This window comes from Kribbella sp. NPDC002412 (genome assembly GCF_053592935.1).
Genome location: NZ_JBSFBL010000029.1, coordinates 29,730 through 41,604 on the forward strand (window position 1 = coordinate 29,730; position 11,875 = coordinate 41,604).

Consider the following 11,875-nt stretch of genomic DNA (forward strand, 5'->3'; position numbering starts at 1 on the left):
GCTCAGGCCATGCGTTCGTACGCCGGAAGCGTGAGGAAGTCGGCGTAGTCGTCGGCCAGCGCCGTCTCCAGGAAGAGTTCGCGAGCCGCCTTGAAGCGGTCGGGGTCGTCGCCGAGCTTGGCGATCTCCTCGTCGGCGATCCGCTGGACCAGGTCGGTCGTGACGGTGTCGCCGGTGTCCAGGACGACGCCGTTCTGCCGCCACTGCCAGATCTGGGAGCGCGAGATCTCCGCGGTCGCGGCGTCCTCCATCAGGTTGAAGATGCCGACCGCGCCGGTCCCCTCCAGCCAGGCCGCCAGGTACTGGATCGCGACGCTCACGTTGTTCCGCAGACCGGCCTCGGTCACCTCACCCGGTGTCGCCGCGACGTCGAGCAGGTCCGCCGCGGTGACGGACACGTCCTCGCGCAGCTTGCCGAGCTGGTTGGGCTCAGAACCCAGCACCGAGTCGAAGACGGTCCGGCAGGTCTCGACCATTCCAGGATGCGCGACCCACGACCCGTCGAACCCGTCACCGGCCTCGCGCCGCTTGTCCGCCTCGACCTTCGCGAACGCCTGCTCGTTCACCGCCGGGTCCTTGCTCGGGATGAACGCCGCCATCCCGCCGATCGCGTGCGCGCCGCGCTTGTGGCAGGTCCGGACCAGCAGCTCGGTGTACGCGCGCATGAACGGCACCGTCATCGTGACGCTGTTGCGGTCCGGCAGCTGGAAGTCCGCACCCCGGGTCCGGTGCGTCTTGATCACGCTGAACATGTAGTCCCAGCGACCCGCATTCAGCCCGGCCGAGTGCTCCCGCAGCTCGTAGAGGATCTCCTCCATCTCGAACGCGGCCGGGTAGGTCTCGATCAGCACGGTGGCCCGGATCGTTCCGCGCGGGATCCCGAGGTACTCCTGCGCGGTCACGAACACGTCGTTCCACAGCCGCGCCTCCAGGTGCGACTCCATCTTCGGCAGGTAGAAGTACGGTCCCTGGCCGCGGTCGAGCTGCAGCTGTCCACAGGCGGCCAGGTAGAGCGCGAAGTCGACCAGCGAACCGGACACCGGCTCGCCGTCGACCACGATGTGCTTCTCCGGCAGGTGCCAGCCCCGCGGCCGGACGACGATGGTGGCCAGCTCGTCGTCCGGCTTCAGGGCGTAGCTCTTGGTGTCGGTGCTGAAGTCGATCCGCCGGGTGATCGCGTCCAGCAGGTTCAGCTGGCCGCCGACGACGTTCTCCCACAGTGGGGTGTTCGCGTCCTCCTGGTCGGCCAGCCAGACCTTGGCGCCGGAGTTCAGCGCGTTGATCGTCATCTTCCGGTCGGTCGGCCCGGTGATCTCCACCCGCCGGTCCACCAGCCCGGGCGCCGCCGGGGCGACCCGCCAGTCCGGGTCGTCCCGCACGTCCTTGGTCTCCGGCAGGAACCCCAGCGAAGCCCCGCCTGCGATCGCCGCCACCCGCTCCCGCCTGCGCTCGAGCAGTTCGAGCCGGCGAGCGCCGTACTCCCGGTGCAACGTCTCGATCAGCCCGAGCGCACGCTCGGTGAGGATCTCGTCGTACCGCTCGTTGATCGGCCCGGTGACGTCGATTGACACAGAAGGCTCCTTAGCTGAGTACTACGACTTCGTGATCGGTGATCCGGTCTACTCCGACCGTAATCCAGCCGTCCTGGGCGGTCACCTCCGCCTCCGCCCCGGCGACCAGGAAGCGGGCCTGGGTGCCGGCTGCCCGCACCCGGACGGTGAACGGCCCGGCCGGCGTGAGCTCCTCCAGCCGGCCCCGCCACGCCCCGCCCTGGTCGAGGTTGACCAGGTGCAGGATGTGCGCGTCGCCCTGCCGGTAGAGCTGACAGTCGAGGACGCCGGCGCCCTCGACCTGCAGCGGGATGCCGTCGTGCCGCACCAGGTTCGCCAGCAACCGGCCGTGGTCCGGATGGTGGTGCAGCGCGTACTGCCGATCGAGGTCCGCCGCGAGGTACGTCGTGCGCTCCCCGACCACGAGCGCCGGGATGTCGCTCCGCGGCTCGGCCATCCACGACAGCTCCGGCGGGTAGATCGGGAACGGCGGTACGTAGGTCAGCGCCGCCCCGGTCGCCTCGACGAGCTCCAGCTGCCCACCGAACGGCAGCAGGTCCGTGTCGTCGAAGCCGTCGGCCACCGCCCGGTCCTCGATCCGCAGGTACGTGTGGGCGTCGTACGTCTCCCAGTCGACCTTCCCCGCCTCGAGCCGCTTGCCCTGATGGCGTACGCCGAGCAGTTCGGCGAGCGCGAAGTCGTCCCGCCGATCCCCCCACTCGTCGTACAGGCTCGACTCCCCGGTGATCACGAGCCGGCCGCCGTTCTCGACATACGCCGTCAACGCCTCGCACTGCGTGTCGGTGAGCACCCCGACGTTCGGCACGACCAGTACGGCGAAGCGCGAGTCGACCTCATGGGTCGGCAGGTACGGGATCCGGGCCCGGACCAGGGCGTCGACCCACCCCCGATAGGGCAACTGGCTCGTGGTCTCCGGGGTGTCCTTGCCGTGGAAGTCCACACTGCGCTGACTCCACAGCAACCCGACCGTGGCGACCGGCTCGCGGTCGACCAAGTAGGCCTCGTTCGCGGCATGCCAGCCGAACAGCGGCTCGGCCGTCGCGTACTGCCGCCGGTCCTCGTGCACCGAGCCGATGTGGTGCCACCACGGCTGGATCCCGCCGGCGAACCCCTCCACCGCCCACATGCGGGCCTCTGGCTCCGGCTTGCTGCCGAGGCGGAAGGTCGGCGTCCCGGCGTCGTACATGGCCGTGCTCTCCGGGATCAGCGTGTCCCAGCCGAGCAGGCCGTGCAGCCGCTTCCCACTGTCGGCGTTCGCCTGGAAGCCGGACTCCTCGTGCCGCCACTGCGAGTCGAGCATGAAGATCGGGGTCCGTTTGCAGATCTCCACGTCGTCCCGCAGTCGCTTGCTCTGCGCAACGAGCTCGCCGCCGTTCATCCCGATCCACAGGCAGTCCGGGCCACCGGCGCGCCGGGTCACCTCGTTGTTCAGGTCCCAGACCGCGAGCCGCCGCTCGTAGCTCCAGCGGATCCACTGCCGGTACGCCGGATCCGCCCAGTCGACGCCGGCCGGCAGGTCCTGGCCGAAGCTGTCCCGGCAGTTCGGGCAGTAGCAGATGCTGTCCCGGCCGAGACCGCTCCAGCTGTTGTCGGTGATCCCGTCCGGCGCGCTCCGCTCGATGATCTCCTCGAGGATCCCGGTCAGGAAGTCCTCGTAGTACGGCCCGGTCACACAGGCGACGTACAGCTTGCCGGCCCGGTAAGGGTTGCCGTCGGCATCGATCGCGAACCAGTCCGGATGCGCGTCGTACAACGGCTGGTGGGCCCGGTTGGAGTCCATCCGGGCCAGCACCGTGAGGCCGTCCTGCTTCGCCAGCTCGACGATCTCGCCGTACAGGTCGCGATCGCCGAGGAACTCCGCGCGGTGCTGCAGCTCGAACCTGCTCGGGTAGTAGGCGACGATCCCGCCGGCGTTCACGATCACGCCTTGGACCTTGGTACGACGCCAGTGGTCCCGCCACCACTCGGCGTCGTACCGCACCGGGTCCTTCTCGGTCAGGTTGGTCTGCGCCCACCGCAGGGTCCGCCGGTGCCAAGGCTTCACGGGAGACTCCGGACCGCGTCCCCCGCCCCGGACAGGTTCTCCAGCAGCATCTCGGAGTACTTCCGGCTCAGTACGACGCCCTCCGCGCCACCCTCGAACGCAGCCAGCGTCGCGTCCCGCACGGACTCGCGGGTGCACTGGGTCAGGTCACCCTCGTTGTCGTCCCAGTTGATCTTGGTCCCGAGGTCGCGGGGCTGCTCCAGCCGCTGCTTCGTGACGCCGACCGGGATGTCGATGTCGATGCCGGGGTAGATCGCGCTCTGCCCGGCCACACCCGCGACGGCCCGCTCCGTCTCCCGGCGGACGTAGTCGGCGGTGAACCCGGTCTGCGGCAGCTTCTCGTAGTCGCCCTCGTCGAGCTGCAGCAGCTTCATCATCAACGGGTAGACGTCCTCGGGGTCCGCGTCGGCGAACAGCGCGCCGCAGATGCTCTTCACCCAGGTGAAGAACCGCGGCCCGGCGCAGTTGTTGTAGATGACCACCTTGATGAAGTCGGAGAACTTCGCCATCTCGGTGTAGTCCTGGTCGGCCCGGTAGAACGGGCTGAACGAGATGTTGTGGTAGACGTGCCAGCCGACCTGCACCTCGGGTGAGATCGCCTTGGCCACTCCGTAGATGTCGCGGTACAGCTGGCGCTGGCTCTCGGTCCACAGCGTCTGCCAGGCGAGCACCTCGGGGAAGTTCAGCAGGATCCGCCAGAACGTCACGAACGCGCCGTCGACCGGCCGCTCACCGGCGCCGACGCGCTGGTTCCACTCGACCAGCTCCCGGTAGCCCCGCATCGCCCGCTCGACGTCGATCCCGCGGTCGCGGGCGATCTGCCGGCAGTGCGGGCAGAAGCAGCCGATCTCGGGGACGTCGACGGTGCCCTGCATGAGCATGTTCAGGGGGCCCGGCCGCTCCGAGCACCAGGCGAGTCCGTCCAGCTGGTAGCTCTGCAGGTAGTCCTCGACGAACCCCAGGTGCCAGTTGCGGTAGTCCGGGTTGTTGAAGCACGGCCGGCGGCCGGGCCGGCCCCACGCGTCCACCTCGAGCACCTTGACGAAGTTCGGGTAGGTCCGCAGTTGGCGGGCGCCACCGCTCTCCTCCATCCAGGCGAACGACTTCATCCCGCGCTCGCGGGCCTTCGGCACCACCTCGCCGAGCAGGTCGAACTCCGGATTCTCCGGCGCCTTGCCGACCGCGCCGAGCACGGTGTTGCCGTAGTACTGCGGGTGCGGCGTGGCGTAGTTGCCGCCGACCCAGCCGAGGTCGTACTCGGCGCCGCCGTGGTCGGGAATCGGGTGGCCGGGGATCTGCCGGCCGCCGGTGCCCCGGGTCCAGGTCGGCGTGGCCAGGAACAGCGCGTTCACCGCGCCGCGGTCGGCCAGGATGTCCAGTGTCTGGTCGACGCCTTCGTCGACGAACGAAACCGCTCCGATCTGCATGGCAACGAGCCGGTCCGGCACGGTGCTCACCCCTTCATTCCTGTCATCGTGATGCCCTGGATGAAATAGCGCTGTGCAAAGAGGAAGACGGCGATGACGGGGACCACCGACACGGTCGCCCCGCACATCAGCAGACTGATCTGGGTGAAGTACTCGCCCTGGAACTGGGCCAGCGCCACCGGCAACGTCTGCAGGTTCTCGGAATTGATGTAGATCAGCGGACCGAACAGGTCGTTCCACGACTCGAGGAAGGTGAACACCCCGATCGCGGCCAGCGCCGGCTTGGTCTGCGGCAGCATGATCCGCCAGTAGATGCCGAACGTGGACGCCCCGTCGATCTTGCCCGCGTCCTCGAGCTCCTGCGGGATGGTCAGGAAGGACTGCCGCATCAGGAACGTCGCGAACACCGGTGTGAGCACCTTCGGCACCCACAGCGGGTACTGCGTGTCCACCCAGCCGATCTGGCGGAACACGATGTACTGCGGGATCAGGTAGGCGATCCCGGGGATGATCGAGGTGGCCAGCAGCACCATGAACGCGAAGTCCCGGCCGGCGAACCTGAGCCGCGCGAACGCGTAGCCCGCCATCGACGCGACGATCAGGATGCCGACCACGTTCAGCCCGGCCAGCTTGACGCTGTTCCAGAGGAACACCGGGATCAGCTCGAAGATCTGCCGGTAGTTCTCCCACTGCGCGTCCTTCGGCAGGAACTGCGGCGGCACCGAGAGCACCTTCGCCTCCGGCCGCAGGGACGCGCTGATCATCCAGACCAGCGGCGCCAGGAACACCACCGCGAACAGCGACATGACGACGTACTGCGAGGTCCTGCTCACCAGCCTCATGAGTAGAACACCCACCTCTTCTGGAGCTTCCACTGCACGAAGGTGACGGCCGCGATCACCGCGAAGAGGATCCACGCCATCGCCGAGGCGTAGCCGACCTTCCCGAAGCTGAACGCGTTCTGGTAGATGTTGAAGATGTAGACGCTGGTGGCGTGGCCCGGTCCGCCCTTGGTCATCACGTAGATCAGGCCGAACACCTGGAACGACGTGATGAACTGCGTGATCAGCAGGAACAGGAAGTGCGGGGTCAGCAACGGCAGCGTGATGAACCGCAGCCGCTGCAGCGCGTTCGCCCCGTCGATCTTCGCGGACTCGAAGTACTCGTTCGGAAGACCCTGCAACCCCGCGAGCAGGATGATCATCGGGTAGCCGATGCCCTGCCAGACGCTGACCATGATCACCGCAGGCATCGCCCAGGTCGAGCTCGACAGCCACTGCGGCCCGGTGATCCCGACCTGGCCGAGCAGCCCGTTGACCACGCCGTTGTCCGGCTGGAAGAACCAGAACCAGACGAAGCCGATCGCGACCACGTTCGTCACGTACGGCGCGAAGTACGCCGTCCGGAAGAACGCCACCCCGCGGATCGGCCGGGCGCACAGCAGCGCCAGCACCAGGCCGATCCCGATCGTCAGCGGAATGCTCGCCAGCGTGAAGTAGATCGTGTTCTTGAACGTCTGCAGGAACAGCGGGTCGTCGCCGAACAGGTCGGCGAAGTTCTCCAGCCCGACGAACCTCGGCGCCGAGATCCCGTTCCAGTCGGTCAGCGAGGCGCCGATCGAGACCAGGATCGGGAAGAACTGGAACGCCACCACACCGACCACGATCGGGCTGATGAACAGCCACCCGACCAGGGTCTGCCGGCGGCGCGCCCGCCGTACCTCGGCCTCGCGGTTCGGCGCCACGACCTCGGCGACCGGCTGCCTCGTGGGTGTTGTCGTTGCCATTGGCATCAACCCTTCAAGGCGTTGTCCACCTGCGGCTTGATCTGGTTCAGGACGTCGCCGACCGGCTTCTCGCAGTTGTAGGCCTGGTCCAGCGCGGGCCGGTACAGCTCGCGGGCGCCGAGCGTGTTCTTGGTCTGGTTGGTCGCGGTGAGGTGCTCCGCGGCCTCGCCGAACAGCCCGATGTGCTCGGGCATCTTCCCGTCCGGCGCGAGCTGGGCGGCGACCTTCTTGTTGATCGGGGTGAACGCGCCACCCTGCAGGAGGATCTTGCCGCCCTCCTCACCGGCCAGGAACTTGAGCAGCTGCCAGGCCTGGTCCGGGTTCTTCGCCGCCTTCGGGATGCAGAACACGATCACGCTGGCCTCGGTCTTCTGCTGGACGTCGGCCGGCGGCGGCGCGACGTCCCAGGTGAAGTCCTTGATCGTGGTCCGCATGTACGGCACGGTGCCGAAGGTCGCGAACATCATCGCGATCTTGCCCTGCGCGAACAGCTGGTTCTGCACGTTGTCCTGCTGCAGCGCGGACCACGGCGGCTGCACCTTGTCCTTGCAGGTCAGGTCGGTCGCCCACTGCAGCGCCTCGACCTCCTTGGCGCCGGGCAGCGTGAACTGCGCGCCGTCTTTGGAGTAGATGCCGGTCTCGCTGCCGTGGTTGACCGTGAACGTCTGCTCGTACCCCGTGTCCAGGTAGACCAGGGCGCCGTACTGCTTCTTGGCCGGGTCGGTGAGCTTCTTGGCCCGGTCGGCGAAGTCGGCCCAGGTCCAGCCGTCCGGCGACCAGGTGGTCGGCGGCAGCGGCACCCCGGCCTGCTTGAACAGGTCGACGTTGTAGAAGATCAGCCGCGGCTCGTAGCCGAGCACCCAGGCGGTGTGCGAACCGTCCGGCTGCTTGGGGAACTCGAACGCCTCCTTGGCGAACGCCGCGGTGTCCACGCCGTCCTTGTCGAGGTACGGCTTCAGGTCGAGCAGCGCTCCCTGCTCGGAGAAGCCCCGGACGAAGTCGTCGTTGATCCGCATCACGTCCGGCGGGCTGCCGCCGGCCAGCAGGGTGCGCATCTTGGTGTCGTACTCCTGGGTGACGGCCGGCTGCACCGTGACCTTCGCGCCGGACGACTTCTCGTAGGCCTGGATCGCCTGCTCCAGCGGCGTGCCCTTGACCTGCTGCCAGTTGAGGAAGGTCAGGCCCTTCCCGTCACCGCCACCACTTGCGTTGCCGTTGCCACCACAGCCGGCCAGCATGCCGCCGGCCGCGAGTCCCGTCAGTCCGGCGAGAAACCTGCGGCGGCTCAGGTTGGAGTGGAATGTCTGCACCGGAATCTCCCATCCGCGAGGGATGAATACGTATACAATGAATACGTATACACACCTCGGGCGGCGTGGTCAACGGCGAGAGGTGACACTCTTCAGTAGGGTTTCGGATTCGAAATCAGAGGGGAGGGCCGATCATGACGCGACCACCGACGAGCCGTGATCTGGCGCGCCTGGCCGGGGTCTCACAGGCCACGGTCTCGCGAGTGCTGACCAACAACCCGAAGGTCAACGCGGAGACCCGCGCCCGGGTGCTGCAGGTGCTGAAGGACGCGAACTACACGCCGAACGCGCTGGCCCGGGCGATGAAGACCGGCCGGACCGACACCATCGGCGTGTTCATGACCCGGGTGACCAGCCCGTTCCACGCCGAGCTGCTGGACGAGATCGGCCGGGTGCTGAGCGCGCTCGGGCTGCACATGATCCTGTGGAACATCGAGCACGACCCGGAGGAGTCGGTCGGCAAGGTGCTGCAGCAGCGCCTCGTCGACGGGTTCCTGCTCACGTCGGCGACGTACGACTCGTCCTTGCACACGATGGCGGTCGAGTCCGGCACGCCGACCGTGCTGCTGCACCGCGGGATCGACGGCCTGGACTGCGACCAGGTGGTCGGCGACAACTGGCAGGGGGCGTACGACGCCGGCCGCTACCTGGTCGAAGCCGGCCACACCGACATCGGCCTGGTCACGCTGACGCACACCGGGAACACCTCCCGGGACCGCGACCTCGGCTTCCGGGCCGCGCTCGCCGACGCCGGCGTGAAGATCAAACCCAGCAACGTCGTGTCGGTCGGCGTACCGCACGCGGACGGTCATGCCGCGGCGCAGAAGCTGCTGTCGCGGAAGAAGCCGCCGACCGCGATCTACACCGTCACCGACCTGCTCGCCTTCGGAATCCTGGACGGCGCTCGCGCGCTCGGCGTCCGGGTGCCGGACGACGTCTGGGTGATCGGTTTCGACAACACGTCCCTGGCCGCGTGGGAGGCGTTCGACCTCACGTCGGTCTCGCAACCGATCCACGCGATCGTGGAGAAGGGCATCGACCTGCTCCGCCGCCGCATCGAGGACCCGGATCGGCCGACGGAGATCATCACGCTGCCCTGCCCACTGGTGGTCCGGGGCTCAACCGGTGGGCGCTAACGTCGGGAGGACCTCCTGGAGCAGGGCCGCGTGATCCTCGGGCCTGGACAGGCCCAGTTTCATCGTGTTGACGGCCAGGTGGGTCGCGCCCAGCTCACGCCAGCCGTCGACGAAGTCCGGCCAGTCCTGCTCGGGGATCTCGGCGAGGGTGAGGCGGGGCTCGACGCCGATGGTCGCTGGATCCCGTCCGGCCGCTCTGGCTGCTTCGCGGATCGTGGCGAGCTGGGCGCGGGCCCGGTCGTCGGGCCTGCCCTGCGGCATCCAGCCGTCGCCGATCCGTCCGGTACGACGCAGCGCGCCGTCCGCACTGCCGCCGAACCAGATCGGGATCGTGGTCTTGGGGAGCGGGTTGAGTCCGGCTTCCTCGATCTGGTGGAACTTGCCGTCGTACGAGAGCACCGGCTCTGTCCATAGGCGGCGCAGCACGTCCACCTGCTCCTCCAGCAGGGCGCCACGCTGCTTGAACGGTACGCCGAGGGCCTGGTACTCGACCTGGTTCCACCCGATGCCCACGCCCAGCCTCATCCGGCCGCCGCTCAGTACGTCAACCTCTGCGGCCTGCTTGGCGACCAACGCCGTCTGCCGCTGCGGCAACACCAGCACGCCGGTTACCAACTCGACCTTGCTCGTGATCGCTGCAAGGTAGCCGAACAGCACGAAAACCTCGTGAAACAAGGACTTGTCCGTGTACCCGCTCCACCCCGGCCGGTTCGCCGGATCCGCGCCGAGCACATGGTCGTACGCGTGCACGTGCGTGTAGCCGGCTCGCTCCACCGTTGTCGCCCACTCCTTGACGAGCTCCGGATCCGCCCCGATCTCCAGCTGCGGGAACACCGCGCCGATCTTCACTTCACGGCCTCCTCGAGCAGGTTGATCAGCCCTTGCACGGCGAGTTCGAACGGCTCGTCGGAGTCGGCCGCGCGGGCCAGCACGTACCCACCCTGCAGCACAGCTGCAATCGTCGCGGCGGTCTGCTCCGGATCGAGCGTTTCCGGGTACTCGTGGTTCCGCTTGCCCTCAGCAACGATCTCGGCCAGCCGCTCGCGCAACCACTGGAAGGTCTCCGCGACCGGTCGGCGCAACTCGGGATCGGCCATCACGTCCGGATCCGCCGTCAGCCGGCCGATCCGGCAGCCACGCAGGACGTCGCGATCCCGCTCGAGGTACTCCGTGATCCGCTCGGTCGCCGTACCCGCACCCGCGAACTGCTCCTCGGCGGCCTCCCGCAACTCCACCCCGGACCGCTCGATCGCGGCCTTCGCGAGCTGCGACTTCCCGCTGAAGTGGTGGTACATACTCCCTTGGCCGGCCTCCGCGGCCCGCTGAATCGCCTTGGGACTGGTCCCGACGTACCCCCGCTCCCACAACAACTCCTGCGTACTGCGAATCAACCGCTCCACCGTCTCCACGTCCCGACTGTACCTACCACGAGGTACAAATGGTCGTTGAGCCCGGCGAAGGCGGCTGCCGCCCTGATCCAGGCCGTCGAGTCCGACTCCCCGTACCTTTCTCGTGCCGGTTGCATGGGCGGTTGTTGGGCGGGACCGATAGTCTCGGGCGCCATGAGCACCAGCGTCGCCATCGCGGTCATCACCTTCCGGCGACCTGCTCTTTTGCATGCTCTGCTGACCAGCCTGCAGGCCCAGGAGCTTCCGGAGGATTCGGATTACGCGATCCGGATCGTGGTGGTCGACAACGACGCCGAGGGTACGGCGGCGGCGGTCGTCCGGGGGTTCGACGACGCGCGGTACCCGATCGAGTCCGTGGTCGAACCGGAGCCTGGGATCCCTTTCGCCCGGGAGAAGTCAGTCGAGTTGTGCTGGAACGACGACGCGCTCGTCTTCGTGGACGACGACGAGGTCGCCCCGCCCGGCTGGCTGGCCACGCTGCTGCACGCGTGGGAGACGTCCGGCGCCGACGTTGTCACCGGGCCCGTCAAGGGCAACCTCCCGCCCGGCGCCCCGCCCTGGAACCACTACAGCGACGTCCACGACTCGACCGGCAAGCACACCACCGGCGAGGAGCTGCGCAAGGCGTACACGAACAACACCCTGGTCAGCCGCCGCGTCTACCACACGGTCACGCCCGGATTTCACCCCGCGTTCCGCTACACCGGTTCCAGTGACCTGCACTTCTTCCTCCGGGTGCACCGCGCCGGATTCCGGATCGTCTGGTGCGAGGAGGCGTGTATCGCCGAGGAGGTCCCGGCCGGGCGCACGACCCTGCGCTGGCTGGTACGGCGTGCCTTCCGCTCCGGCAGCGGGGACACGATCAGCCGGTTGCTGATCCGGCCGGGCGCGGTCAGCTACCTGCTGGTGCTGGCCTATGCTTCGGCCCGGGTGGTCTCGGCGATCGGGTTCGCCCTGGCCGGGCTGCTGCTCGGCCGCAAGACGCACCTGCTGAAGGCTGTCCGCCGGTTCTTCTCGGGCGTCGGGAGTCTCGCGGGGATAGTTGGGATCAACCATGACGAGTACCGGGAACGGCACGGGGCCGAGCACTGGCCCGACGGTGGCGAGCCTGTGCCGGGCGATCTGGCAGGTGGAGCGGGACCTGAGTCTGCTCGACTGGCGGATCGGGGACGTTAGCCCCTGGCCCGTGATC

The 11,875-nt window shown here is 68.1% G+C and carries 10 protein-coding genes; 2 read left to right on the forward strand and 8 right to left on the reverse strand.

The annotated features are described in order from the left end of the window. Nucleotides 1–2 precede the first annotated feature (2 nt). Genes aceB through ACWCOV_RS23020 form a run of 6 tightly spaced genes read right to left on the reverse strand, consistent with a single transcriptional unit; the run spans nucleotide 3 to nucleotide 8,138 of the window. A complete protein-coding gene (gene aceB, locus ACWCOV_RS22995; protein WP_449831344.1) occupies nucleotides 3–1,571 on the reverse strand; it encodes a malate synthase A in 1,569 nt (522 codons plus the stop codon). 10 nt (nucleotides 1,572–1,581) lie between these two features. After that, nucleotides 1,582–3,615 (reverse strand): alpha-amylase family protein, encoded by a 2,034-nt coding sequence (locus ACWCOV_RS23000; protein ID WP_449831345.1) that lies wholly within the window; start codon nucleotides 3,613–3,615, stop codon nucleotides 1,582–1,584. Continuing rightward, nucleotides 3,612–5,072, reverse strand: coding sequence for a hypothetical protein (locus tag ACWCOV_RS23005; protein ID WP_449831346.1), 1,461 nt, complete (start codon nucleotides 5,070–5,072; stop codon nucleotides 3,612–3,614). The genes ACWCOV_RS23000 and ACWCOV_RS23005 overlap by 4 nt, the downstream gene beginning before the upstream one ends. Further along, nucleotides 5,069–5,875, reverse strand: a complete 807-nt coding sequence (locus ACWCOV_RS23010; protein WP_360518238.1) for a carbohydrate ABC transporter permease — start codon at nucleotides 5,873–5,875, stop codon at nucleotides 5,069–5,071. The genes ACWCOV_RS23005 and ACWCOV_RS23010 overlap by 4 nt, the downstream gene beginning before the upstream one ends. A gap of 5 nt (nucleotides 5,876–5,880) precedes the next feature. Further along, nucleotides 5,881–6,828 carry a carbohydrate ABC transporter permease gene (locus ACWCOV_RS23015; protein ID WP_449831347.1) on the reverse strand — a complete coding sequence of 316 codons (948 nt, stop codon included), beginning with the start codon at nucleotides 6,826–6,828 and terminating at the stop codon, nucleotides 5,881–5,883. A 5-nt stretch (nucleotides 6,829–6,833) separates the two neighbouring features. Next, nucleotides 6,834–8,138 carry an ABC transporter substrate-binding protein gene (locus ACWCOV_RS23020; RefSeq protein ID WP_449831348.1) on the reverse strand — a complete coding sequence of 435 codons (1,305 nt, stop codon included), beginning with the start codon at nucleotides 8,136–8,138 and terminating at the stop codon, nucleotides 6,834–6,836. Nucleotides 8,139–8,272: 134 nt separating this feature from the next. Here ACWCOV_RS23020 and ACWCOV_RS23025 point away from each other — a divergent pair, with 134 nt between their 5' ends. Next, nucleotides 8,273–9,274, forward strand: coding sequence for a LacI family DNA-binding transcriptional regulator (locus ACWCOV_RS23025; RefSeq protein WP_449831349.1), 1,002 nt, complete (start codon nucleotides 8,273–8,275; stop codon nucleotides 9,272–9,274). Here ACWCOV_RS23025 and ACWCOV_RS23030 read toward each other — a convergent pair. Both ACWCOV_RS23030 and ACWCOV_RS23035 read right to left on the reverse strand, forming a co-directional pair. Then, nucleotides 9,257–10,123, reverse strand: coding sequence for an LLM class F420-dependent oxidoreductase (locus ACWCOV_RS23030; protein WP_449831350.1), 867 nt, complete (start codon nucleotides 10,121–10,123; stop codon nucleotides 9,257–9,259). The two genes, ACWCOV_RS23025 and ACWCOV_RS23030, sit on opposite strands and share 18 nt — an antisense overlap. Next, nucleotides 10,120–10,683: a TetR/AcrR family transcriptional regulator gene (locus ACWCOV_RS23035; RefSeq protein ID WP_449831351.1), complete on the reverse strand. Its 564-nt coding sequence runs from the start codon at nucleotides 10,681–10,683 to the stop codon at nucleotides 10,120–10,122. Before ACWCOV_RS23035 ends, ACWCOV_RS23030 begins: the two co-directional genes overlap by 4 nt. 153 nt (nucleotides 10,684–10,836) lie before the next feature. On the opposite strand from ACWCOV_RS23035, the gene ACWCOV_RS23040 reads away from it, so the two are divergent. Further along, the gene (locus tag ACWCOV_RS23040; protein ID WP_449831352.1) at nucleotides 10,837–11,859 is read left to right on the forward strand and encodes a glycosyltransferase; all 1,023 of its coding nucleotides are present in this window, start codon (nucleotides 10,837–10,839) and stop codon (nucleotides 11,857–11,859) included. The last annotated feature ends 16 nt before the right edge of the window (nucleotides 11,860–11,875 follow it).

Coding starts and splice junctions, on each gene's coding strand:
- ACWCOV_RS23015 (WP_449831347.1), bottom strand. CDS start 6,828: ATGGCAACGACAACACCCACGAGGCAGCCGGTCGCCGAGGTCGTGGCG.
- ACWCOV_RS23025 (WP_449831349.1), top strand. CDS start 8,273: ATGACGCGACCACCGACGAGCCGTGATCTGGCGCGCCTGGCCGGGGTC.
- ACWCOV_RS23040 (WP_449831352.1), top strand. CDS start 10,837: ATGAGCACCAGCGTCGCCATCGCGGTCATCACCTTCCGGCGACCTGCT.